Source organism: Ruegeria aquimaris, assembly GCF_025751555.1.
Classification (GTDB): Bacteria; Pseudomonadota; Alphaproteobacteria; order Rhodobacterales; family Rhodobacteraceae; genus Ruegeria_B; species Ruegeria_B aquimaris.
Genome location: NZ_JAOWLB010000024.1, coordinates 21890 through 45541, shown reverse-complemented (window position 1 = coordinate 45541; position 23652 = coordinate 21890). Strand labels below are relative to the sequence as shown.

Below are 23652 nucleotides of genomic sequence, written 5' to 3'. Positions count from 1 at the left end.
CATGTTTTACAGACTTTCTGGCGTCCATCACGCCAACTACGTGTCGGATAGCCGTATCTTCAAGGTACCTGCTGACCGGAATCTTGCTGCATTCATGTTCCTGATCGGCATTGCCGCGCCATTCATCATACCGTCACTCTATCTGAACAGTTACATGCTTCCGTGGCTGATCTGGACGTCTGCCGCGCTTGGATTGAACTTGGTGACCGGGTGGGCCGGCCAACTGCACTTGGGCTATGCTGCAGTCATGGCCGTCGGAGCATATTCGTCGATCCACGCTGCGCGTTTCGGGGTACCATGGGAATTCGCGCTCCTCGTTGGCGGATTGACGTCATCTGTGATCGGCAGCCTGTTCGCTTTTGCCGCCTTGCGGGTCAAGGGCCTCTATCTCGCTCTCACTACTCTCGCCATGCAATTCGCGATGGACTGGGTTCTGACCCACTCTCCGGCGATCTCGGGGGGCTCACACGCGTCGCTCCAGTCACCGACATTGGCGCTGCTCGGGCAAGAGATTACCACTGATACCGGCTTCTACTATGTCGCCTTCGGCTGGTGTGTGTTGGTGACGATCTTCATGCTTAATCTCAAGCGTACTGGACTCGGTCGCGCTTTGGTCGCTGTACGTGAAAAAGACTTTGCAGCCGCGATCCTCGGTGTGAACAGTTTCTACTACAAAATTCTGGCATTCGCGACTTCGTCTTTCATCGCGGGCGTCAGCGGTGCATTGCTTGTTGCCACCTTCTTCTTTCTTGCCGCGCCTGAGCAATTCTCGGTTGCCGTTTCGATCCAGGTGCTTGCGATGGTGATCGTTGGCGGCCTCGGCAGTATCATCGGATCCTATCTCGGGGTTGCCTTGATCCTTCTTGTACCGGGAATCGTGAATGGTTTCGTCGTCTCGCTGAGCGACTGGCTAGGCATGCAGATCAACGTTGAAACTCTCGCTCATATACCGAACGCCGTCTATGGCGCGCTGATCGTCATTATTCTTCTGATCGAACCACTCGGTTTGGGAAAACTCTACGGCAACATCAGAGACTACCTGATGGTCTGGCCCTTCGATCAGTTCAAGAAATAAGGGAAATGCCGATGCAAGAGAAAGTTGAAGCCCAGAACATCCTGTCGATGAACAGTATCGAGGTGTTGTACGACAACGTGTTGCTCGCGATCAAAGGTGTCTCGGTTCAAGTGCCCAAGGGCGAAATGATAGCGCTCTTGGGTTCGAACGGAGCCGGAAAAAGCACCACGTTGAAAGCAATCAGCGGTCTTTTGAAGGCCGAGCGCGGACGTATCAGCCGCGGCGAGATCAAGTTCGAAGGAACGGACATTACCGAAATGCTCGCGCAGAAACGCGTGGAGATGGGTATTTGTCACGTTATCGAAGGGCGAAGGGTCTTTGAACATCTGACCCCTGACGAGAACCTGACCGCAGCCGCGCCGATGGGCATGTCCAAAGCGACGCTGAACGCCGAGAAGGAAAAGATATACAGCTTCTTCCCCCGGCTGGCCGAACGCAAGAACTCGCAGGCGGGATATCTGTCCGGGGGAGAACAGCAGATGCTTGCCATTGGTCGAGCTCTGGTAACCCAGCCCAGTCTGCTGATGCTGGACGAACCGAGTCTCGGCCTTGCGCCATTCCTCGTCGAAGAGATTTTCGGCATCATCAAACAGATCAATCAAGAGCAAGGTCTGTCGGTTCTCCTGGTCGAACAGAACGCCCTTGCCGCGCTTGAAATCGTTTCGGAAGGTTATCTGATCGAGAACGGTCGCGTCGTTATGCACGGCGCAGCCGATGCGCTTAAAGCCAACTCTGATATCCAGGAGTTCTATCTTGGCGGGGGCGAAGGCACGAACTTCCACGAAGTCAAGCACTACAGCCGACGCAAGCGTTGGCTGAGTTAGGATCGGTCAAAAACATCAACTTGGGAGGATAAGATGAATAGAGTGAATAAACTTTTAGCAGGTCTGACGACGGTCGGCTCCTTGGTGTTTGGTGCCGCGTCCATGGCGGAGCCCTTCAAAATCGGAGTCTGCTATGACCTGAGCAAGGCCTATACCTTTGCAACCCCGCAAGTGGCCCAAGCGGCGCAGGATCTTGCCAAACTGGTGAACATGAGGGGTGGCATCGGCGGGGAACCGGTCGAGGTCATCGTGCGTGACCACGGCAACGAACCGCAACGCGGGATCGAGTGCTATTCCAAGCTCAGCCGAGAGGGCGTCTTTGTCTTTGATACGTTGTCCACGCCTGTGTCGCTGGCGGTTCTGCCTCGAGCGATGGAAGATCAGCGAATTCTGATGCAGTCTCTGGTTGGGCGGGGCGACGCCGTTGATGGCACGGTTTTCGATTGGGTTTATCCGGTTGGCCCGACTTACTGGGGGCAGGCAGCTAACAACATCGCCTACATCAAGCAGGTGCACGGTGGCGATCTTTCCGGTGTCAAGGTCGGGTTCATGTACTTCGACTACCCGTTCGGCCAGGAGCCGATTGAAATCCTAAAGACCCTGTCCGAGAAAGAGGGCTTTGAACTCCTGCTTTATCCTGTTCCGCTGCCCGGTTCCGACCAGGCTGGCGTCTGGTCCAAAGTCCGCCGCGACAACCCGGACCACGTTATCGTATGGATGCTCGGTGGTGCTCACACGGTTGCGTCAAAGGAAATGGCGCGGAACCGCATCCCGATGGACAAATACATTTCCGTCAACTGGCTGAACGAAGTCGATATCGCCAATATTGGCACCGAGACTGCCAAGGGTATCAAGCGCGGTACCAATGTTGTGGGCGGTCAGGATGTTGCCCTCTATCAGGAGATCATGGCCGAGCTCTACGACAAGGGTGAGGGAACTGGCCCGATTGAGAAGACGCAGGACGTTTTCTACAACACGGGACTGGCCATGTATTCGATCATGTTCGAGGCCGCGCGTATTGCGGCAGAACGCGAAGGCCTTCCGATTACCGCAGAGTCCTACAAAGCGGGATTGGAGTCGCTTGAGGGATACGACGCGAACGGGCTGATGGCACCCATTACGGTGACGGCCGAAGATCATGGCGGAGGAGGTAAGACCCGGATCGAGATGTGGGACGGAAAGGCTTGGGTGCCGCAAACCGACTGGATCTCTGAATACACCGACGTCGTGTGGGATGTGGTTAAGGACAGTTCCTCAAAATACCAGCAGTGAATGGCTGATAGCAGGAGGGGTGGCGCTTCGCGGGGCGGCAGCAGCGCTTACTAAACGGTATCGTCGCCCTAAACCAAACTAACGGGAGAAAGATAACATGAAAGTCAAACAGCACATTAAGGCAGCGGCCCTCGCTACCGCGCTGGCAGCGAGCGCGACGGTGGCCTCGGCGCAGGACAAGGAGCCGATCCGTTTCGGCGCCTGCTTCGACCTTAGCAAGTCCTACACGTTCATCTCGCCGCAAGTGGCTCAGGCGGCTCAGGATCTGGCGATGCATGTCAACGCGAACGGCGGCATCGAAGGCCATCCGGTCGAGGTGGTCGTTCGCGACCACGGCAACGAGCCGCAGCGCGGAGTGGAATGCTACGAGCAGTTGAAGCGCGAAGGCGTATTCATCTTCAACTTCCTTTCGACACCTGTTACGAACGCCGTTCTTCCGCGCGCGATGAAGGACAGAAATGTTCTGATGCAGTCGTTTGTAGGCCGCGGTGATGCCGTTGATGGTGAAGCCTTCGATTGGGTCTTTCCTGTCGGTCCTACCTATTGGCAGCAGGCAGCGAATGATGTCGCATTCGTCAAAGGTCAAATGGGCGGAGATCTGAGCAATGCCAAGATTGGCTTCATCTACCTGGATTATCCGTTCGGTCAGGAACCGATCGAGATCCTGAAAACCCTCGCGGAAAAAGAAGGGTTCGAGCTGGAACTTTATCCGGTTCCGCTGCCCGGTTCCGACCAGGCTGGTGCATGGAGCAATATACGCCGCGACAAGCCCGACTACGTGATCAGCTGGCTGCTGGCCGGTGGGCACGTTGTCGCTTCAAAGGAAATGCGACGTAATCGTTTCCCGATCGACCGCTATCTTTCGGTGAACTGGCTGAACGAAGTGGATATCGCCAACATCGGCGCGGAAGAGGCGAAAGGCATCCTGCGCGGGACCAACGTGGCCGGTGGCCAGGAAGTTCCGATCGTGAAGACGATGCTGGACAACTACTATGCCAATGGCAAGGGCAGCGGACCCGAGAGCCTCGTGCGCGACGTGTACTACAACACCGGCATGGCGATCTACTCGGTCGGATTCGAAGCCGCTCGTATCGCGATTACCGAAAACGGTTGGCCGATCACACCGGAAAGCATGAAGAATGCCTATGAATCGATCGAGAACTTCGATGGAAACGGCATAATGGCCCCGGTTACAGTGACCGACAAAGACCACGGTGGTGGCGGCAAGACTCGGGTCGAGCAGTGGAATGGCGAAACCTGGGTTCCGCTGACCGACTGGAGCGCCGACTATCTCGACGTTGTGTGGGATGTCATCAAGCACAGCTCCGCGACTTTCAAAGTCGAATAAGACCGGGCTTCCCCGCGGCAAACACGTCGCGGGGAACCTTTCCACTGTTAGACTCTCCCGAGAAAGCGAAGCAAGTATCATGAGCCCCATTGACGTGAAGATCGAAGACGGAATTGCGACCGTCTGTATCAACCGGCCCGAACGTAAAAACGCGCTTTCCGTCGCGGCTACGAACGGGCTAACCGACGCTTGGGAGAAGATCGAGGCGGATGACAGCGTTCGTGTGGCCATTCTGACTTCGGCCGATTGCGGCGTGTTCAGCGCCGGATTGGATCTGAAGGAAGCCGCACAAATTGCACGCGATGAGGGCGTCGATATTCTGACCAAGATGCGCGACCCGTTTCACGAGACCATGCGCGCCTGCAAGAAACCGATCATCGCGGCGATGACCGGGTCACTGATGGCGGGCGGAATGATGCTGACCTTGAATTGCGATCTGCGGGTCGGTCTCAAGGGGACCAAGGTCGGTATCACCGAAGTAAAGATCGGTCGTGGATCGCCTTGGGCATCGCCAGCACTGTCCATGCTGCCGCAGCCCATCCTTATGGAAATTGTTCTGACCGGCGACTTGATGCCGATCGAGCGCCTGCACGAATACGGGTTCACCAACTATATCGAAGACACTCCCGATGCCGTCCGCGCACGGGCCTTCGACCTTGCCAAACGCATTGCCAGCGCGGCCCCGCTTTCGGTGATTGCGGCCAAAGGCGGCGTTCGCGCGACCATGGACCTCGGTTGTGCGGGTGGCCTGAAAGAGGGCAAGCGCCTGCACGAGGTGGTTTACGCCAGCAACGACGCGATCGAAGGCCCCAAGGCGTTCGCTGAAAAACGTGCACCTGTCTGGACCGGAACCTGAAGGAGTCTGACATGGCCGAATTGATGCGTTTAGACCGGGAAGGCCCGGTCGGTATCCTGCGTTTTCTTCAGCCGGAGAAGCGCAACCCTTATAGCATTGCATTTGTCGATAATCTTGTATCATGCCTGCGCGAGGCCGAACAGGACGACACGATCCGTGCCGTGATCATGACCGGCGGCGAACATTTCAGCAGTGGCGGTGATCTCGTCGGCTTTCAGACCGAGGTCGCCAAGGGCGCCCGCGCCACTTCCGAGATGGTCGACCGCGTTCACGACGGGGGACGGGCGGCTTATCTGTTTCGCAAACCTCTAATTTCGGCCGTTTGTGGGGTTGCTTACGGCGCCGGTCTGAGCCTGGCTATGTCGGCTGATCTTGTCGTCGCTGCCGAGGATTCCCGGCTGTGCGAGGTTTTCGCGCGGGTCGGCGGTTGCCCCGACACCGGGTCGAGCTGGTTGCTGCAACAGCGCGCTGGTGCGGGGGTGGCTCGAATGCTCGTATTAACCGGCCGAGAAATCGACGGCCTTACTGCTAAGGAATTGCGGGTGGTGGAGGAATGTGTGCCGGCCGGTCGGGTCGAGGCGCGCGCGCTGGAGATTGCATGCGAAATTGCTGCGCACCCGATGTTTGGTGTGCAGACAGCCAAGCGGGTGATGCGCGCTGCGGCCGAATCCAGCTATCTTGAGGCGCTCGATATCGAGCGCGATGCGCAAAGTGTTCTACTCTGCGCGCATGACTTTCCGGAAGCCATGAAGGCGTTTTCGGAAAAGCGGACTCCCGCATTTGAAGATCGCTGAGATCACTGAAGAATTCCAACAACCCCAAGGAGAGAACGCAAAATGAAGGTCTTGGTGCCTGTGAAGCGCGTGATCGATTACAACGTGAAAGTCCGCGTGAAGGCGGACGGCAGCGGGGTCGATCTTGCCAATGTGAAAATGTCGATGAACCCCTTCGACGAGATCGCCGTCGAAGAGGCAATCCGCATGAAAGAGGCCGGCAAGGCCGAGGAAGTCGTCGCCGTCTCCATCGGGGTCAAGCAGGCGCAGGAAACCCTGCGCACCGCGCTGGCCATGGGTGCCGACCGCGCGATCCTCGTCGTCGCCGCGGATGACGTGCACACCGACATCGAGCCGCTGGCCGTCGCCAAGATCCTCGCCAAGGTGGTCGAGGAGGAGCAGCCCGGCCTCGTGATCTGCGGCAAGCAGGCCATCGACAACGACATGAACGCCACCGGCCAGATGCTGTCGGCACTGCTCGGTTGGAGCCAGGCCACCTTCGCATCGAAAGTGGACATCGACGGCGACAAGGCCGTTGTGACGCGCGAAGTGGACGGCGGTCTGCAGACCATCAGCGTTTCCATGCCCACCATCGTCACCGTCGATCTGCGCCTGAACGAGCCGCGCTATGCGAGCTTGCCCAACATCATGAAGGCGAAGAAAAAGCCGCTGGATGAGAAAACCGCTGCCGAATATGGCGTCGACGTCACGCCCCGCCTCGAGATCGTTTCGACGACCGAGCCGGAAGCACGCAAGGCAGGCGAGATTGTGGGCTCGGTCGACGAGCTCGTGGCGAAACTCAAAGAAGCGGGGGCTGTGTAATGGCTGTTCTTCTTCTCGCAGAGGTCAACAACGGCGAACTGGCGATAGACGCCACCGCCAAGGCCGTCACCGCAGCGTCCTCGCTGGGGGATATCACTGTTCTAGCCGCGGGTGCATCCGCCGCTGCCGCTGGCGAAGCTGCCGCCAAGATCGGCGGCGTCAGCAAGGTACTGGTCGCCGAAGACGCGGCCTTGGGCCACCGTCTGGCGGAATCGACCGCCGCCACCATCGTGGCGCTGGCCGGTGATTACGAACACATCGTCGCCCCGGCGACCACCGACGCCAAGAACGTGATGCCCCGCGTCGCGGCTCTCTTGGACGCCATGTTGATCTCGGACGTCTCAGGTGTGGTTGACGCCAACACGTTCGAGCGCCCGATCTATGCCGGCAACGCGATCCAGACCGTCAAGTCGTCGGATGCCAAGAAAGTTGTCACCTTCCGGACCTCGACCTTTGATGCCGCAGGCGAAGGTGGTTCCGCCGCCGTGGAAACCGTGTCGGCTGCCGCCGATCCGGGCCTGTCTTCGTGGGTTGAAGACAAGGTTGCCGAAAGCGACCGCCCCGAGCTGACCTCGGCCGGCGTCGTCGTCTCCGGTGGCCGTGGCGTGGGTTCGGAAGAGGACTTCGCCCTGATCGAGCAACTCGCCGACAAGCTCGGTGCCGCCGTTGGCGCCTCGCGCGCCGCCGTCGACAGTGGCTACGCCCCGAACGACTGGCAGGTCGGCCAGACCGGCAAGGTGGTTGCGCCTGAGCTCTATGTCGCCGTCGGCATCTCCGGTGCGATCCAGCACCTCGCCGGCATGAAGGACTCGAAAGTCATCGTCGCGATCAACAAGGACGAAGAGGCGCCGATCTTCCAGGTTGCCGATTACGGCCTCGTCGCCGACCTCTTCAACGCCGTCCCCGAACTGATCGACAAGCTCTGAGAAACGGTGCGCTGAAGCACACCCTACGAAATTCGAAAGGCCCGCCAGATCCGGCGGGCCTTTGTTAGTGGTGAAATCTTATCCATCTGACGGGGCCTCGATCCTGAAACTCCAGAATCACAAGGCTTCGATAGCTACGGCGATTCCCTGCCCGCCGCCGATACACATGGTGACCAGTGCGCGTTTCGCGCCGGTGCGTTCCATCTCGTAGAGCGCTTTGACAAAGATGATTGCCCCTGAAGCACCGACTGGATGCCCAAGCGCGATCGCTCCGCCGTTCGGGTTCACCTTGTCGTTGTCCAAGCCAAGCACCTTGCTTACTGCAAGAGCTTGCGCCGCGAAGGCTTCATTTGATTCAATGACGTCGAAGTCAGCAATCGTCAGCCCAGTCCGTTTCAAAACCCCCTCAACTGCCGGCACCGGCCCGATGCCCATGATGTCCGGACGAACCCCTGCGACGTGATAACCAAGAAGGCGCGCCCGCGGTTTCAACCCTGCTTTTTTCGCGGCATCTGCAGTGGCCAGAACGACCGCCGCCGCACCGTCATTGATGCCAGAGGCGTTTCCTGCGGTTACCGTTCCGTCCTTCTGGAACGCCGGACGCAGTTTTGCGAGCGTCTCTGTCGTACTCGCCTTTGGATGCTCATCCGTATCGAAAGCCACGATGTTGCGTTTGACCTTGACCTCCACGGGAACAATCTGGGATTTGAAATATCCCTCGTTGATCGCCTTCAGAGCACGTTCCTGGCTTTGCAGGGCAAACGCATCCTGAGCTTCGCGCGTGATGTCGTACTCGGCGGCGACGTTTTCGGCCGTGACGCCCATGTGCCCGGTACCAAACGGACAGTTGAGCGCGCCGAGCATCATGTCGGTTGCACCGGCGTCCCCCATTTTCTTTCCCCAGCGAATGGTCGGCACGATATAGGGCGAGCGGCTCATGCTTTCGCTGCCACCAGCAAGGGCAAAGGACGCATCACCTGCCATCAACGACTGGGCCGACGATACAATGGCCTGCAGACCGGAGCCGCAGAGACGATTGACATTCATTGCCGGGGTCTCTTCCGACACACCAGCCGCGATAGAAGCCGCGCGGCTAAGATACATATCGCGCGGTTCTGTATTGATAACATGGCCAAAAACCACGTTCTCAACCTGTTCCGGTTCAATACCCGAGCGCGCTATCGCCTCTTTGGCGACGATGCTTCCCAAGTCGATGGGGGACGTTCCCGCAAGTGCGCCACCAAAAGTCCCGATGGCGGTTCGAACGCCATCCAGAATTACAATATCTGCCATGTTTTCTCCGTTAATGTTCTTGTATTACACAAACTGCGTGCTGTTCTGCGTAGGCCCCTCAAGCAGGCAGAAGCACGTCCCCGTGTGCCTCTCGCAACTTGTTCTTCAGCACCTTTCCTGTTGCGTTGCGAGGCAACTCTTCCACGAAAACAACCGTATCCGGAATCTGCCACTTGGCCACTTTGTCAGAAAAATAGGCAAGAATGTCTTCCACGGACGCGTTTGTTCCGGGCGCTCTGACGGCTACGAGAACCGGACGCTCGTCCCATTTCTCGTGCTTTGCGGCGATGGCAGCGGCATCAGCGATGCCGGGGTGACCTACCGCGATACCTTCGAGTTCGACGGTAGAGATCCACTCACCGCCCGATTTGATGATGTCCTTGGAACGATCCCGGATTGTCATGAAGCCATCCGCATCAATCGACGCAACATCTCCGGTTTCGAACCAGCCATCGGGTTCCAGCGTGGTACCGGGTTCCGCACCAAAATAGTTGTCCACGACCCAATGGCCGCGAATGCGAAGGTTGCCTTGAGCTACACCATCCTCTGGAAGTGTGTTGTTTTCATCGTCGACGATCTTGAGCTCGACACCATAGGGCGGGCGGCCCTGGCTTTCACGAACTTTCGCCTGTTCTTCCTCCGTCATGCTAGCATGACGTTCCAGCAGGGCATTGGCAGTCCCGAGAGGCGAGGTTTCCGTCATGCCCCATGCGTGGATGACTTCGGTGCCATATTTGTCGCGGAATTCGGCGATCATCGATGGCGGACATGCCGATCCACCAACCACGGTTCTGTTGAGCGACTTGGCGCTGGATCCGAGTTTTTCCAGGGATGCAAGCAGACCTTGCCAAATCGTCGGAACTCCAAGCGCGACCGTTACGCCTTCGTCGTCGATCAGCCGTGCGAGACTGTCGCCGTCAAGACCCGGCCCCGGCAAGACCAGTTTGGCACCGACCATCGCTGCGGCATAAGGAATACCCCAGGCATTAACGTGGAACATTGGAACAACCGGCAGCATCACTTCGCGCGCAGAAATGTTCAGCGTGTCAGGCAGGGCCGCGACCATCGAATGCAGAACTGTGGACCGATGGGAATAGAGCACACCTTTGGGGTTTCCTGTGGTGCCGGAGGTATAGCACAGGCTCGATGCGTCGTTCTCATCGACATCCACCCAATCGACGTTTTCGTCCCCCGTGGCCAGGAAATCTTCGTAGAAGACCAGTCCGAGGATTTTACTTGCCGCATTGTCGTCACGCTCGGACAAAAGGACGAAGGTATCGACAGTTTTCAGATGCTCTCTGATCCCTTCGATTAGGGGCAGGAAAGTTTTGTCAAAAAAGATGACCCGGTCTTCCGCGTGGTTGATGATATAGATTAGCTGCTCGGGAAACAGGCGCGGATTGATCGTGTGGCACACCATGCCGCCGCAGGAAATGCCAAAGTAGCACTCCAGATGCCGCGAATTGTTCCAAGCAATCGTTGCCACGCGATCCCCCTTGAAGAGACCGAGTTTTGCCAGCGCAGAGCTGAGTTGCCGCGCCCGATCCGAGATACCTTTCCAGGTCATCTTTGTCTTCGTGCCGTCCGTTTCCACTGAAACGATCTCGGTATCTCCGTGGTAGCGGGCGCCGTGATCAATTAGTGAATGGATGGTCAGCGGCATGGCCATCATTTGTCCGCGCATTTGGTTTCCTCATCGAATTTGGAATTTTGGTTTTGGTCTTTCTGGGCAGGCTGCAAGCTGCTGGTGACAGCTTGCAGAGATTTGCAACAAGCTCCGTCGCACCCATGGCATTGGTTTGTTTTTACCTGTTTTCCATCACCGCGCTCAGGCAACTGTCCGACTCCTGTCAAAAATACGCACCTGTCCCAGGATGATCTCGGCGGCGTTCTCAGCAATGACCATTGTGGGAGCGTTGGTATTACCGGCGACAAGACTTGGCATGACGGAGGCATCCACCACCCGCAAACCCGACACGCCCCGAACCTTCAGCTCGGGGTCGACAACCGAATCCTTGTCCGCACCCATCCGGCACGTGCCGACGGGGTGATAAATTGTTTCTGCGCTTTCCCGAATGAACGCGGCGATCTCGTCGTCGGTCTGGACGGATTTGCCGGGGTGCACTTCGTATTTGCTGTGCGCGGACATTGCCGGCGCTTCGAGTATCCTGCGCCCGGCTTTGAACGCCGCAACCATCGTTTCCAGATCTTCAGGATCGCTAAGGTAATTCGGCTGAATCAGAGGATCGTCCATTGGATCCGGGCTCTTGAGGCCAATGTAGCCGCGGCTCTTGGGCAAAAGATCGCAGATGTGAAGCGTATAGCCATAACCAAAAGCGATCTTTCGGCCATGATCCTTCAGATAGGTGGGCAGGAAGTGAAACTGCACATTTGGCCTATCGCGATCAGGGGACGACTTGATGAATCCACCGCTTTCCGCAACATTCGACGTGAGAAAGCCTTTACGTCTGAAGATGTAGGAGAACAAACCACCAATGCCACGCGGCAGAAAGCTGGGCGCGACCCCGATCGGGCGCCGTGAGCTAGCAGCATGCATAATCGTTACATCGAGGTGGTCGGCCATGTTCTTGCCAACCTCGGGAAGGTCGTGAACGACGGCTAGACCATGCCGTTTAATTTCTTGGGCATCCCCGATACCAGACAGAAGCAGAAGTTGAGGCGAATTCACGGCCCCGCCAGACAGGATCACTTCGCCGCCGGCATTGAGACGCAGTTGGCGATATTCGCCACTTTGCTGTAAGGTGACACCCGTTGCCGTCTTGTCCTCCATGACGACGCGGGTCACACGGGCGTCGGTAAAGATTTCCAGATTGGACCGGGCTTCAGCCCCGCGCAGGAAAGCTTGCGCCGAGCTCCAGCGCCGCCCATTCTTTTGCGTGACTTGGTACATACCCAAGCCTTCCTGTTCGCCGTCGTTGAAGTCGCCGTTATGAGGGATCTGCAGTTCGCGTCCTGCCTGTACGAAATCTCGGCTCAGGGGGTTCGCGGTTGTCAGTTCGCTAACGGATAGCTCCCCGCCCTTGCCATGCGCGTCGGTTGCGCCAAAACGATGGTTGTCTTCGATCCGCTTGAACAGGTCTTTCATGCGGCCCCAACCCCAGACATCAGTCCCCGCCTGAGACGCCCAATAGTCATAATCAGCCTTGTGACCGCGGATGTACACCATGGCATTGATAGAGGACGAACCGCCCAGCGTCTTGCCGCGAGGCCAGAACAGTTTGCGGCCATTCAGGTGCTCTTGCGGTTCGGTATCGAATGCCCAGTTCAGCTTTTTGCTGTTGGCCAGCAAAGCGATCCCCAGAGGCATGTGTATCAGAGGACTCTTGTCCTTTGGCCCTGCCTCGATAAGCGCGACGCGTTTTGCCGGGTTTGCCGACAGCCGGTTGGCCAAAACGCAACCGGCGGATCCGGCGCCGACGATGATATAGTCGTACATTTCTTCTCTCCCTATTGGTTCTGGGCTGCTGTTATCCAAGCACGCGGACCACGATGTTGATGAGGCGGCGTACAAAGCCCGTGTAAGGCGGGAAAAGCATGTGAGTGATCGAGTGCTTCTCCTCCATCACGGCTTTTTCGTGGGAAAAGGCCTTGAAGCCATATTCACCATGAGCCGCCCCGATGCCGGAGTTGTTCACGCCGCCAAAAGGCAGGTTCGGGTGCAGAAAATGCACCACGGTAAGGTTTACGCCCACGGCACCGGAAGACGTGCGCGAGATGACCTGATCGGCAAAGCTCTTGCTTTTGTCGAAAACATACAAAGCAAGCGGTTTGGGACCCGCGTTGATCTTGTCGATGACTTTGTCCACATCGACATATTCAATGATCGGCAGAATTGGTCCGAACAGCTCTTCTCGCATGATCTCCATATCATCGGAGACTTCCGAAATCAGGGTCGGCGCGACGAATTTCTGGCTTGCATCGGCCTGACCACCCTGAAGGATACTTGCGCCTTTGGCACGGGCATCCTCGATCAGGTTGCGCACCCGGTCAAAATGCCGCTCGTTCACGATCCGGCAGTAGTCGGGTGTTGCTTTCTGCGCTTCGGGCGTTTTGCCATAGACTCGGCCGATTTCGGCCCGAATTGAATCTTTGAACGCGGCTGCGATGTCACGGTGCACATAAACATGATCCGGTGCGATACAGGTCTGTCCGTTGTTTGCGAACTTGCCCCAGACGATGTTGCGCGCGGCCTTCTTGATATTGGCGTTGGGCCCGACGATGGTGGGCGACTTGCCGCCAAGTTCCAGCGTCACCGAGGTCAGGTTTTTCGCCGCCGCTTCCATGACGACCTTGCCAATCGCCGGGCTTCCCGTGAAAAATATGTGATCGAACGGCAGCGACAGAAGTTCCTGGGAAACCGAGGCGTCACCTTCGATGACCTTGACCAGATCCGGCGTAAAGGCTTCTTCCACGATGTCGATTATGGCCCGGGACGCATTCGGCGTCATTTCGGACGGCTTGATAATGGCGCTGTTGCCCGCCGCAATTGCCGAGACCAGCGGACCAAGCGAAAGGTTCACCGGATAGTTCCAAGGCGCGATGATCAAGCATACACCTTTGGCTTCGGGGCGGACATGTGCCTTTGTGCCGAATACGCCCAAAGTTGCGCGCGCACGCTTGGGGCGCATCCACGACTTCAGATAGTGTTTGGTATGCCGGATTTCCTGAAGCACAGGGAAAATCTCGGTCAATTTTACTTCTTCAGCGGGTTTGCGAAAATCAGCCGCACAGGCCGCGATGATCTTGTCCTGGTTCCGTTTGACGGCTGCGGCCAAGCGATCCAGTTGTGCAACGCGTGCCTTGCGGTCAAAATCGGCGCGCCGGACAAGTTGTGCGCGCAACTGGGCGTCAAACGCTGCCCGGATGTCGCCCGCATTTGATGTTCCTGTGGAAATTGATGCAACTTGGTTCAAGATCAATCTCCTACTTCTCTTCATAGAGGACATAGTCCTCTTTCGTGGCGCCGCAGTCGGGGCAGCACCAATCGTCGGGGATCTGGCTGAATAATGTTCCCGGCGCAAAACCTTCATGCTCATCGCCGAGGGCTTCGTCATAGATGTGGCCGCACGTAATGCAGAGCCATTTCCGATAAACCGTCCCGGCGGCAGGGGCGGCCTGCGCCACCGGAGCAGGCTGAGGTGGTTGCGGGGCAGCCACAGGTTCGGGTGCGGGGGCAGGTGCTGGGGTCGGCGCGGAGGTCGCAGTCTCGCCGGTCGGGGCGGCGCCGATCAGGACAAAGTCCTCTTTGTCGCGCACGGCACAATCGGGGCATGCATAGTCTTCGGGCACTTGTGACCAAGGTGTACCTGGCGGGAATCCCTCGTGCGGGTGGCCCAGAACCTCGTCATAAGTGTATCCGCAATCAGGGCATTGATACTTTGCCATTTTCATTCCTCCCTTGCACGCGTGCTTTGGCAGCCAAACACGCGCGTCTTACCAGTATTTCTGTCGGTTGTTGGTGCTGCCTTGTCTTAGACTGAGAGCAAGGCGCTGTTTGGCGGGTCAGGGTTAGCCCCAGCAGGGCCAACCCTGACGTTTAACGCACCATGAGTGGTCTTTATTCGGCGGGCATAGCGGTAGGTTGTGCCGGTGCGACCGATCCGAATTTCCGATCATAGTATTCGCGCATACCAGGCTCGATCTGAATCTTGTTCAGATCACCTTTTGCCCAGTCCATGACGCGATGATCCATGATCGATCGGAACCACGACGGGAACATGGCCGCAAGGAACATTCCAGGATAGCCCGAAGGCAGAGCCGGCAGATCCTTGAAGTCGCGCAGCGACTGGTAGGACCGCGTCGGGTGCGCGTGGTGGTCCGAGTGCCGTTGCAGATGGAACAGGATCAGGTTCGACATGATATGGTTCGAGTTCCATGAATGGTGCGGCTTCTGGTGCTCGTACTTGCCATTGGGCAGTTTCTCGCGCAGCAGCCCATAATGCTCGATGTAGTTGGCCGACGTAAGCTGCCACCATCCGTACGCCATTTGAATAGGCAGGAAGATGAGCATGATGGGACCGAAGAACGCCAGCAGTCCGGCATAAAGAACGACAGTGATGATCAGGGGCTGAAGGATCTCGTTGTCCAGGCTCCAGACGCTTTTGCCACTTCTTTCAAGGCGCACCTCTTCAAGCTCCCAGGCACGTTTGAAAGCTCCGGGGATTTCGCGCGTCGCGAAGGAATAGATATTCTCACCCATGCGCGAGGTGGCCGGATCTTTCGGGGTTGCCACGTCGCGGTGGTGCCCTTTGTTATGCTCGATGAAAAAGTGACCATAGCCCACGACAGCCAGCACGAGCTTGGCCATCCAGCGATCGAAGGTTTCTTTCTTGTGGCCCAGTTCATGCCCAGTGTTCAGCGCCAATCCATTGACGATACCCAGCGACAAAGCCAGCGCGATGAACTCGAACGCATTCATCGGCTGTGTGGCAACCCACCAGCAGGACCCGACCATAGCCGCATAGTGCATGGGCACGGTCAGATAGGTGAGCACGCGATAGTAGCGGTCTTTTTCAAGATCAGGCACGGCCGATTCGGGGGGATTCGAGAAATCCTCTCCGAACATCGCGTCCAGCAAAGGCACGGCCAGATACCACAGAATCAGGACGGTTCCGTACCAGATGCTCCACCCGGTTTCCGCTACCAGGTAAAGTCCGATCAGCGGCGTTGCCGGCCAGAATACGGACAAAATCCAAAAATACCGTTTCTTATCAACATATGCTTCGTCGGTTCCGGCCTCAGCCGTCGCCGCTTGATTCAGATCCTTCATCAGTCTGTTCCTCCCTTGAAGGCCATTGTCACGCCCTGCGGTGGTCAGAAGCTCATACGCTTGGCGTCGTTCGTTCCAGCCGGTAGGCATTGGACGACACCAATGTCCGTCAGCACACAACTGAACAACTACACGTTCGTGTAGTTTTGAAGTCTATCAGGTAAGGGTAGGTAGATAGGACGCTAGCGACGCATAACTTCGGGGAGGGAAGGATGATCACGCCCCTCGGTGCAAATTCTAAGCACGTATTCGATTTTCTGGAACGGATGAATGTTCGTCGGGACAAGTTGACCGAGGGCTGTCTGAGACGTGACCGGCTGGACCTTGCGGGGCACCCTGGCACCAAATGCCTCCTTCTCAAGGCGCCCCGCGGCTTTGGCAAGTCTGTGCAGATCGCCGAAGGCGCCCGGGCGGCAACCGACCGGGGCGAACACAGCGTCTATCTGGATCTTTCGTCTTTTTGGTCGGAAGGCCTCTCTGAAGCCGCGCTTATTGCAAGCGCGATCATAGCGGTGCTTTCACCTTCGAATTTATCCGACATCGACACCGGGCGTTGTAAAGAAGTCATTGCGCTGCGTTTGCTGAAAAGTTGCGAGAATCCCGTTGCCATTTTTCTGGATAGCGTGACCGGATCAACTACTACCCAGAGGTTTTTGAAAACAATCATCCTGGAAACTCCGGAATCCGTCCGACTGATCGTGGGTGAACGCTTGCCCGGAACCCTGACAACCTTGTTGGTTCTTTCACATGTAGTGCCAATCGGCCCGAGAGAGTTGAGTTTCACCTTTGACGAAACATGTTCAATCCTGCCGAGGGAAACTGGCCAAGTTAAGAAGATATTCAGTTTGACGGATGGCTGGCCGTATCTTTGTGCCTTAGCCGGCAAATTGAATGCAGCCTGCGAATCGATTGTTCACCTGGCAGAGATTCGGACATATTTTGAAACCGATGTGCTGGCAGATATCCCGCAGTCTCTCCGCGATTTCCTGATTAACGCCAGTTGGCTGGAGGAAATTACAGCAGAGGCGAGCGATTATGTTTTCAAGGTCGAAAATTCGGGCCGTAAACTGGAGGAACTCGCTTCTCGCCACGGGCTTTTGGCTTTTAGAACTCACAGGCCCGAACACTTCGAAATGAACCGCGCGCTTCAAGAGTACCTACGCAATCGCTTCATCGACACATACGGGTCTCGGCGACAGTATTTTCTAAAGCGCATCGCGCTCTGGCATTGGCGAAGGAAAGAGTATCGTCTGGTGGTTGATGTTGCCCTGCGGGCGCATGATCACAGTTGGGCCCAACGGCTTACAGACCAGGCTCTGTTGGACCTCGCCCTGAGGCAGGGAGAGATTGAAGCGCTGGCAACCTGGTTCACGGGCATTCCGCGGGCCAAACTCTTTCAGATGCCGTCGTTGGCCATCGCATATGCTTGGGTGCTTTACTTCAGTCAACGTGCGGAAGAAGCGCAGAATTTGCTTGATGATCTGAACGCCTTACAGGGATCCAATCCCACCGGGCCGCAAGATCCGAGTGGGTGGGGTGCACTCGTCCGGGCCATTGGCCTTGCCACACATGACGAACTCCAGGAAAGCGAAGAAAGCTGCGCAGCCTGGATTGAGACTTACGGGGCGGTCAACCCAGTCGGGCAGGCCGCAGCGCAGACGTGCAGAGCATTTATCGCTGCTTCCGACAGGCAGTTTGACATCCTGTCCGAGAATATTGCATCGGCCGCCGTCATAAGTGGTGCAACCCATCACCGCTATGCGTTCGGCTGGCTTGCCGCCGCCGAGGTTCAGGCCAAGATGTTCATTGGCGACGTATATGGCGCACGCAGTAAAATACAAAGTTTCAAAGAGGACGAAAACGTCGCTTATGCGCGCACCCCCTTTGTCAAGGGGATGCTCGCGGCCCTAGAGCTTCAGATAATGGCAGAAGAGGAGTCGATCGCACCCGACGAAGACACAATGCAAGCGGCCTTGAATTTCGCACTTGAATACGGTGTGACAGATATCGTTTGGAACACGGCGCGAAGCGCAGCTGAAATCTACATTCGTCAAGGGGACAAATCCAGAGCCTTTTTGTTGCTCGAGCGTTGCCGCTTGCTGGCGAAAGACCGTGGCTTGAAAAGGTTGGATATTCTGGTTCGGCTGGGCATCGAAGTCTTTGCCATGGGAACCCGGACGAACCCTCCGCGCGTTGCCGAACGCCTTTCATTCGACGATCACCCATTCTTACCGAACCAAAATCGTGCCGTTCAGGCAGAAAGCGCGTTACTGGAAGCCTCGAGGTTTTTGCGTGACGGCAAATTGGGCCTGGCCGAAAGGCAGGCGCGAAAAGCTCTTTCGAACTTTGCGGCAGTGAGGGACCAACGCGGGGAAATTCGGGCGCAATATACGCTTGCGACCACGCTTTACCTGATGGGTGAAGGAAAGCAGGCGCGTAAACGGATCGCCGATGCCAATCTCAAGGCGCAACAACTGGGCGCGTTCAGGACTTTGATAAACAGACGCCACTTTTTACGTGTTATTTGTCCCGAAACGAAAGCGCTGTTGGATCAACCGGAACTTCAGGTTGCCATGGTCGAGAAGCCATCGCGCAACGTGCAAGCCAACGAGCGTTTCGTTGCAACCGGCTCAGCCCCAATCAGTCAAAAGCAAGTCGGTGTTTTGCAGCATGCAGCGCTCGGGCTGAGCAACAAGGAAATAGCAACACGCCTGCATGTCACGGAAGACACCGTAAAGTGGCATTTCAGGAAAATTCTGCGCGGTCTTAAGGCCAACAACCGTACCGAGGCGGTGTCAATCGCTCGCTCGATGGACCTCATCTGATCGCCCAGCACATCCATGGAGAAGGGATAGCATGAAAACAACTGTGATCATCGGTAACGGAGTTGCCGGAACAAACGCTGCGGCCGCGTTGCGAAAGAATGGATATGAAGGCGCCATAAAACTTGTCGGAGAGGAAGCGGCGCTCCCCTATCAGCGCCCACCACTTTCTAAGGTCTGGTTGTCTGGCGCCGACAGGCCCAAACCGACCCTCCTGCGGTCGCTTTCCTTTTACGAGGACAATCGCATTGAACTCATGCGCGCGCGGAAAGTCTCCCAGATCGACAGGAAAAAAAGGAGAATTCGATTTTCAGATGGGAAAACGACGAAATTCGACACCTTGATTCTTGCTTTGGGCGCCTCGCCTCGCCGTCTTGATTTGAAGGGTTCGGACCTGAAAGGTATCCACTATCTTCGAGACCTCGGCGATTCAACGGGACTGCGCCAGGCCTTGATCAGTACCGCCTGCCGCGACGTCGTCATCATCGGAGCCGGCGTCATCGGGCTCGAAGTCGCCTCGGCCGCGGTTGATCTTGGAAAGTCGGTCACGGTTGTAGAGGCCGCCGCGCGTGCGATGGCCCGTGTGGCTTCGCCCGCAACAACCAACTTCGTCACTCAGCAGCTAACGGATGCAGGGGTGAAATTCCTTTTCAATAAGAAGATTGAGGGGTTCGACACCGTTGACCACCGTATTTCTTCGGTCAATCTTGAAGATGGAACCCAGGTGAAGGCCGATCTGGTGTTTGCGGGTATCGGCGCCACTCCGAATGTGGAGCTTGCCGAGGCAGCAGGCATAGAATGTGATGAAGGTATATGCGTCGACCAAGACATGCGAACATCAGACCCCGATATATTTGCCATCGGGGATTGTGCCAACAGTGACAACCCGTTCGCGCCTGGAAAAATGCGCGTCGAAACAGTCCACAATGCAACCACGCAGGCTCAGATTGCGGCAGCCGCCATTTGCAACAAAGAACGCCCGATTCCTGTTCCGCCACGGTTCTGGTCCGATCTGAAGGACATGAAAGTGCAGGCCGTTGGAATAGCGGCCGGTTACGATCTGGTGCGAAGCGATGCGTCACAAGGGTCACCATCCCTGGAGGTGCACCTGAAAAGCGGCGACCGTCTTGTTGCCGCTGAGCTTGTGAACCTTCCCAACCGTCAGAGCGCTCTTGCGAAAGCAATTTCTTCAAGGGCTTCGCCCGATTAGAGGGTCGGAACGCAAAACGATAACGTTGCGTTTTCCTAGCGCTGAACGCCTTCCGAAAATTCTAATATATGTTAGGTTTTTTGGAAATGCCAATCATGATGAAAGGATTCTACATGTCCTTGATAACGACGAGTTCGGCCTGGGCCGCAGATGAGCACCGGATGTTTGCCGACAGTACCCGCAAGCTTTTTGACGCCGAAATGGCACCGAATGTTGAAAAATGGGCCGAGCAAGGGATCGTTGACCGCGAGTTCTGGCGCACGGTTGGGGAACAGGGCGTCATGGGCGGTTCGGTCGCCGAAGACTACGGCGGGTTCGGCGGGGGCATTGGCTTTGATGCAATCACGGTCTACGAACAGGGCCGCACCGGTGACACCGGTTGGGGCTATGGTATTCAGTCCATTGTGATACATTACCTTGATGCCTACGGCAGCGAGGAGCAGAAAAAGAAATGGCTGCCCCGGCTGATCAGCGGTGAAAGCGTAGCGGCAATTGCCATGACCGAACCGGGGACGGGGTCAGATTTGCAGAGCGTCCAGACCTATGCGGAAAAGGATGGCAACCATTACAAGATCAACGGTTCCAAGATTTTCATTACCAATGGTCACACAGCAGACCTCATCGTGATCGTGGCCAAGACCGACCGCAGCGCGGGCGCCAAGGGCGTGTCGCTGATCGTACTGGAAACCGAAGATGCCGAAGGATTCCGCCGCGGCCGGAACCTGAAGAAGCTGGGGATGAAGGGGTCGGACACCGCGGAACTGTTTTTCGAGGATGTGCGCATCCCGACCAGCAACCTGCTTGGCACCGAAGAGGGGCAAGGGTTTTATCAACTGATGAAACAATTGCCTTGGGAACGTTTGATGATCGGTGTCACCGCGCTTGGATTCATCGACTTCGCTATCGCCGAGACGGTAAAATACGTCCAGGATCGCAAAGCGTTCGGGAACCGTATCATGGATTTTCAGAACACGCGTTTCAAGCTGGCCGAATGTAAAACCAAGGCGGAACTGCTGCGTAGTTTCATTAACGATGGAATTACCAAACTTGAAGCGGGTCAGCTTGATCCTGCCACTGCTTCGATGGCGAAATGGTGGGGCAGCCAGACCCAAAATGAGGTCATGCACGAATGCCTGCAACTGCATGGCGGGTATGGCTTCATGATGGAGTTCCCGATCGCCCGGCTTTATGCCGATAGCCGCGTCCAGATGATCTATGGCGGCACCAACGAGATCATGAAAGAACTTATTGCCCGTTCCATGGATATCTGACCGGTATCGAGGCCACGCAGGGTTACTCTTTGCGTGACTCAAGGATTTCGTTGTTATGCTGACCCAAGCAGGGAGCAGGCCGGAAGTCGTGCCTTGCAGGGGTGGCCGAAAAGCGCACCGGCGGGCGCGTTGTCCAGAGGGGACCCTCGGTTGGGTGCTCGATTTTCTGGAAGAACCCGGTTGCGGCAAGATGCGGGTCGCCTGGAAGGTCCGACAGACTGCGGACCGGCATGGCGGGGACGTCGGCCTGTTCCATCAGATCCAACCATTCTTCGGTTGTGCGGGTCAGAGCGATCTGCGCCACGAGATCGTAGACCGCGCCGATGTTGCGGCTACGCACATCCATATCGGTGACCCAGGGGTGGTCGACCATGTCATCGCGCCCGACCACCTTGAAGAACCGCGCCCATTGCGAGTTGGTGTAAGGGAGGATCGTGATGAACCCGTTTGCGGTCTTTACCGGACGACGATGGGGCACCAGCATGCGGGCATAGCCGAAATCCTGCGGGTTTTCTTCGAAAGTTGCACCATCCAAATGTTCGGCAAGAAGAAACGCTGTAAGAGTTTCAAACATCGGCACCTCGACATGCTGAGCCTCGCCCGTGCGTTCACGATGAAAAAGGGCCGCCATGACGGCATAGGCCGCCGTCACACCGCCCAGTTTATCGGCAAGTATGGTCGGAGCATACTCGGGACTTGCTTCGGGATCTCGAAGAGTCGTCAGGCTTGCAAGGCCCGACACAGACTGAACAATGTCGTCAAAGGCGGGTTTCGCCGCGTAAGGCCCATCCTGCCCGAATCCGGTTGCCGAAACCGTGATCAGATTCGGATTTTCGCGCCGCAGAGTTTCGGGGTCGAGTGACAGACGGGCAAGCGCTGCAGGCCGGATACTCGAAATCATCACGTCCGCATCGGACAACAATCGGCGCAGCTGGTCTAGGTCGGCTTCTGTCTTGAGATCCAGGACAACACTGCGTTTATTGCGGTTGGTCCCCAGAAAGGCCGCGCCCATCAGGTTATGGCGCGATGGTTGAACCTGGCGCAAAAGGTCGCCCTCCGGGCTTTCCACCTTGATCACGTCGGCTCCGAGGTCGCCCAGCATTTGTGTAGCCAGGGGGCCAAAGACCACCGATGTCAGGTCGATAACCCGAATGCCATCGAGAATTGCCGGTTTCTGTGCAGTAGTCATTTATGGGGGGTATCCTAATCTTTGGGGCCGGCGATGAACTCGGCACGAATGGCGCGACCATCCGCATCAAATGCGGGGCTGGGGCCCAGGGTCGAAATGCCCCCGCTTCGCCGAATCGGCGGCATAGGGACGTTGATTTGGCCAGATTGTGTATAGACGGCGGAACGGTCGAGCTGGGGATGTGCGGACAGGGAGGCCACGTCATTCACAGACCCGAATGCAATGCCCGCCGCGTCGAGCCGCTTCAGCATCTCAGAACGGTCATGAGAGGCGAACTCAGCCTTGATGAGCGATTCTAGAGCGGGTTTGTTGTTTATTCGCGCCGTGTTGTCATGAAACCGCGGATCGCTCGCCAGTGTCGCGTCGCCAAGGATGTGTTCGCAAAACCGGGCCCACTCACCGGAATGCTGGACGGTGATAACCACAAGCTCATCATCTTTGCATTGATAGGCGCCATATGGGCAGATGACCGTGTGGTTCAGCCCGACGCGCGGCGTCGGTTTGCCCAGGTAATCGTAGTAAAGCAACGGAACCGCCATCCAATCGGCCATCACGTCGAACATCGCCACTGAGACACCGCTGCCCTTGCCTGTGTGGCTTCGCTCGATGAGGGCCTCGCAGATTGCGGCATGGGCCGTCATTCCTGTCGCAATGTCGCAGACCGAAACACCAACTCGGCCCGGCCCATCAGGCGTACCGGTTACCGAAGCCAGACCACTTTCGCATTGAACCAGCAAGTCATAGGCCTTGGCGCTCCGCATAGGGCCGTCTTCACCGTAGCCCGTGATGTCACAGGTCACCAGGCGCGGAAACTTTTCGCGCAGTGTGGCCGAATCGAGCCCGAGTTTGGTGAGAGCTCCGGGCAGCAGGTTCTGAATGAACACATCTGCGGTTTCAAGCATGTTCAAGAGAATTTCCCGGTCTTCGTCGGCTTTGATATCAAGCGCGACCGATTCCTTGCCCCGGTTCAGCCATGTGAAATAGGCGCTTTCGCCGCCCGCCGCGGTATCGTAGGCGCGCGCGAAATCGCCCGTGCCCTTGCGCTCGATCTTGATCACGCGCGCCCCGGCATCGGCCAGCCGCGAAGAGCAAAAGGGTGCCGCCACCGCCTGTTCAAGTGCGATGACGAGCTTGCCGGAAAGCGGACCTGAATTTGTTCCTGTCATTATGTTCTCGCTGTT

19 protein-coding genes are annotated in these 23652 nt (G+C 57.0%); 11 read left to right on the top strand and 8 right to left on the bottom strand.

Going from position 1 to position 23652, the window contains the following annotated elements; translation table 11 throughout:
- Position 1: 1 nt before the first annotated feature.
- From OE747_RS21645 to OE747_RS21610, 8 genes are all read left to right on the top strand, one after another.
- Entirely contained in the window at positions 2-1075 is a 1074-nt protein-coding gene (locus tag OE747_RS21645; RefSeq protein WP_263830544.1) for a branched-chain amino acid ABC transporter permease, read from the top strand.
- 11 nt (positions 1076-1086) lie between these two features.
- The gene (locus OE747_RS21640) at positions 1087-1899 is read left to right on the top strand and encodes an ABC transporter ATP-binding protein (RefSeq protein ID WP_263830543.1); all 813 of its coding nucleotides are present in this window, start codon (positions 1087-1089) and stop codon (positions 1897-1899) included.
- A 33-nt stretch (positions 1900-1932) separates the two neighbouring features.
- Positions 1933-3171, top strand: a complete 1239-nt coding sequence (locus tag OE747_RS21635) for an ABC transporter substrate-binding protein (protein ID WP_318527329.1) — start codon at positions 1933-1935, stop codon at positions 3169-3171.
- Between the two features lie 97 nt (positions 3172-3268).
- Positions 3269-4519 (top strand): ABC transporter substrate-binding protein, encoded by a 1251-nt coding sequence (locus OE747_RS21630; protein WP_263830542.1) that lies wholly within the window; start codon positions 3269-3271, stop codon positions 4517-4519.
- Between the two features lie 79 nt (positions 4520-4598).
- Positions 4599-5375, top strand: a complete 777-nt coding sequence (locus tag OE747_RS21625; protein ID WP_263830541.1) for an enoyl-CoA hydratase/isomerase family protein — start codon at positions 4599-4601, stop codon at positions 5373-5375.
- An 11-nt stretch (positions 5376-5386) separates the two neighbouring features.
- Entirely contained in the window at positions 5387-6169 is a 783-nt protein-coding gene (locus OE747_RS21620; protein ID WP_263830540.1) for an enoyl-CoA hydratase/isomerase family protein, read from the top strand.
- 42 nt (positions 6170-6211) lie between these two features.
- On the top strand, positions 6212-6970 hold the full coding sequence (locus tag OE747_RS21615) for an electron transfer flavoprotein subunit beta/FixA family protein (protein WP_263830539.1): 759 nt from the start codon (positions 6212-6214) through the stop codon (positions 6968-6970).
- Entirely contained in the window at positions 6970-7896 is a 927-nt protein-coding gene (locus tag OE747_RS21610; RefSeq protein ID WP_263830538.1) for an electron transfer flavoprotein subunit alpha/FixB family protein, read from the top strand. The genes OE747_RS21615 and OE747_RS21610 overlap by 1 nt, the downstream gene beginning before the upstream one ends.
- A gap of 117 nt (positions 7897-8013) precedes the next feature.
- Here the strand turns inward: OE747_RS21610 and OE747_RS21605 are convergent, their stop codons facing one another.
- The 6 genes from OE747_RS21605 to OE747_RS21575 form a co-directional block, all read right to left on the bottom strand.
- Positions 8014-9189, bottom strand: coding sequence for an acetyl-CoA C-acyltransferase family protein (locus OE747_RS21605; protein WP_263830537.1), 1176 nt, complete (start codon positions 9187-9189; stop codon positions 8014-8016).
- 58 nt (positions 9190-9247) lie between these two features.
- Complete coding sequence (locus OE747_RS21600; RefSeq protein WP_263830536.1) at positions 9248-10873, bottom strand: long-chain fatty acid--CoA ligase; 1626 nt, start codon at positions 10871-10873, stop codon at positions 9248-9250.
- Positions 10874-11017: 144 nt separating this feature from the next.
- On the bottom strand, positions 11018-12646 hold the full coding sequence (locus OE747_RS21595; protein WP_263830535.1) for a GMC family oxidoreductase: 1629 nt from the start codon (positions 12644-12646) through the stop codon (positions 11018-11020).
- A gap of 31 nt (positions 12647-12677) precedes the next feature.
- Complete coding sequence (locus tag OE747_RS21590; protein ID WP_263830534.1) at positions 12678-14123, bottom strand: aldehyde dehydrogenase family protein; 1446 nt, start codon at positions 14121-14123, stop codon at positions 12678-12680.
- Between the two features lie 10 nt (positions 14124-14133).
- The gene (locus tag OE747_RS24685) at positions 14134-14595 is read right to left on the bottom strand and encodes a rubredoxin (RefSeq protein ID WP_404818349.1); all 462 of its coding nucleotides are present in this window, start codon (positions 14593-14595) and stop codon (positions 14134-14136) included.
- A gap of 172 nt (positions 14596-14767) precedes the next feature.
- On the bottom strand, positions 14768-15979 hold the full coding sequence (locus OE747_RS21575) for an alkane 1-monooxygenase (protein ID WP_263830533.1): 1212 nt from the start codon (positions 15977-15979) through the stop codon (positions 14768-14770).
- A 212-nt stretch (positions 15980-16191) separates the two neighbouring features.
- Here OE747_RS21575 and OE747_RS21570 point away from each other — a divergent pair, with 212 nt between their 5' ends.
- From OE747_RS21570 to OE747_RS21560, 3 genes are all read left to right on the top strand, one after another.
- Positions 16192-18804, top strand: coding sequence for a helix-turn-helix transcriptional regulator (locus tag OE747_RS21570; protein WP_263830532.1), 2613 nt, complete (start codon positions 16192-16194; stop codon positions 18802-18804).
- A 31-nt stretch (positions 18805-18835) separates the two neighbouring features.
- Complete coding sequence (locus OE747_RS21565; protein ID WP_263830531.1) at positions 18836-20011, top strand: NAD(P)/FAD-dependent oxidoreductase; 1176 nt, start codon at positions 18836-18838, stop codon at positions 20009-20011.
- Between the two features lie 113 nt (positions 20012-20124).
- Entirely contained in the window at positions 20125-21282 is a 1158-nt protein-coding gene (locus OE747_RS21560) for an acyl-CoA dehydrogenase family protein (protein ID WP_263830560.1), read from the top strand.
- A 22-nt stretch (positions 21283-21304) separates the two neighbouring features.
- Here OE747_RS21560 and OE747_RS21555 read toward each other — a convergent pair whose 3' ends face one another.
- Both OE747_RS21555 and OE747_RS21550 read right to left on the bottom strand, forming a co-directional pair.
- Complete coding sequence (locus OE747_RS21555; protein WP_263830530.1) at positions 21305-22471, bottom strand: CaiB/BaiF CoA transferase family protein; 1167 nt, start codon at positions 22469-22471, stop codon at positions 21305-21307.
- Between the two features lie 14 nt (positions 22472-22485).
- Positions 22486-23637 (bottom strand): CaiB/BaiF CoA transferase family protein, encoded by a 1152-nt coding sequence (locus OE747_RS21550; RefSeq protein WP_263830529.1) that lies wholly within the window; start codon positions 23635-23637, stop codon positions 22486-22488.
- Positions 23638-23652 lie beyond the last annotated feature (15 nt).

Coding starts and splice junctions, on each gene's coding strand:
- OE747_RS21645 (WP_263830544.1), top strand. CDS start 2: ATGTTTTACAGACTTTCTGGCGTCCATCACGCCAACTACGTGTCGGAT.
- OE747_RS21640 (WP_263830543.1), top strand. CDS start 1,087: ATGCAAGAGAAAGTTGAAGCCCAGAACATCCTGTCGATGAACAGTATC.
- OE747_RS21635 (WP_318527329.1), top strand. CDS start 1,933: ATGAATAGAGTGAATAAACTTTTAGCAGGTCTGACGACGGTCGGCTCC.
- OE747_RS21630 (WP_263830542.1), top strand. CDS start 3,269: ATGAAAGTCAAACAGCACATTAAGGCAGCGGCCCTCGCTACCGCGCTG.
- OE747_RS21625 (WP_263830541.1), top strand. CDS start 4,599: ATGAGCCCCATTGACGTGAAGATCGAAGACGGAATTGCGACCGTCTGT.
- OE747_RS21620 (WP_263830540.1), top strand. CDS start 5,387: ATGGCCGAATTGATGCGTTTAGACCGGGAAGGCCCGGTCGGTATCCTG.
- OE747_RS21615 (WP_263830539.1), top strand. CDS start 6,212: ATGAAGGTCTTGGTGCCTGTGAAGCGCGTGATCGATTACAACGTGAAA.
- OE747_RS21610 (WP_263830538.1), top strand. CDS start 6,970: ATGGCTGTTCTTCTTCTCGCAGAGGTCAACAACGGCGAACTGGCGATA.
- OE747_RS21605 (WP_263830537.1), bottom strand. CDS start 9,189: ATGGCAGATATTGTAATTCTGGATGGCGTTCGAACCGCCATCGGGACT.
- OE747_RS21600 (WP_263830536.1), bottom strand. CDS start 10,873: ATGCGCGGACAAATGATGGCCATGCCGCTGACCATCCATTCACTAATT.
- OE747_RS21595 (WP_263830535.1), bottom strand. CDS start 12,646: ATGTACGACTATATCATCGTCGGCGCCGGATCCGCCGGTTGCGTTTTG.
- OE747_RS24685 (WP_404818349.1), bottom strand. CDS start 14,595: ATGGCAAAGTATCAATGCCCTGATTGCGGATACACTTATGACGAGGTT.
- OE747_RS21575 (WP_263830533.1), bottom strand. CDS start 15,979: ATGAAGGATCTGAATCAAGCGGCGACGGCTGAGGCCGGAACCGACGAA.
- OE747_RS21570 (WP_263830532.1), top strand. CDS start 16,192: ATGATCACGCCCCTCGGTGCAAATTCTAAGCACGTATTCGATTTTCTG.
- OE747_RS21565 (WP_263830531.1), top strand. CDS start 18,836: ATGAAAACAACTGTGATCATCGGTAACGGAGTTGCCGGAACAAACGCT.
- OE747_RS21560 (WP_263830560.1), top strand. CDS start 20,125: ATGTCCTTGATAACGACGAGTTCGGCCTGGGCCGCAGATGAGCACCGG.
- OE747_RS21555 (WP_263830530.1), bottom strand. CDS start 22,471: ATGACTACTGCACAGAAACCGGCAATTCTCGATGGCATTCGGGTTATC.
- OE747_RS21550 (WP_263830529.1), bottom strand. CDS start 23,637: ATGACAGGAACAAATTCAGGTCCGCTTTCCGGCAAGCTCGTCATCGCA.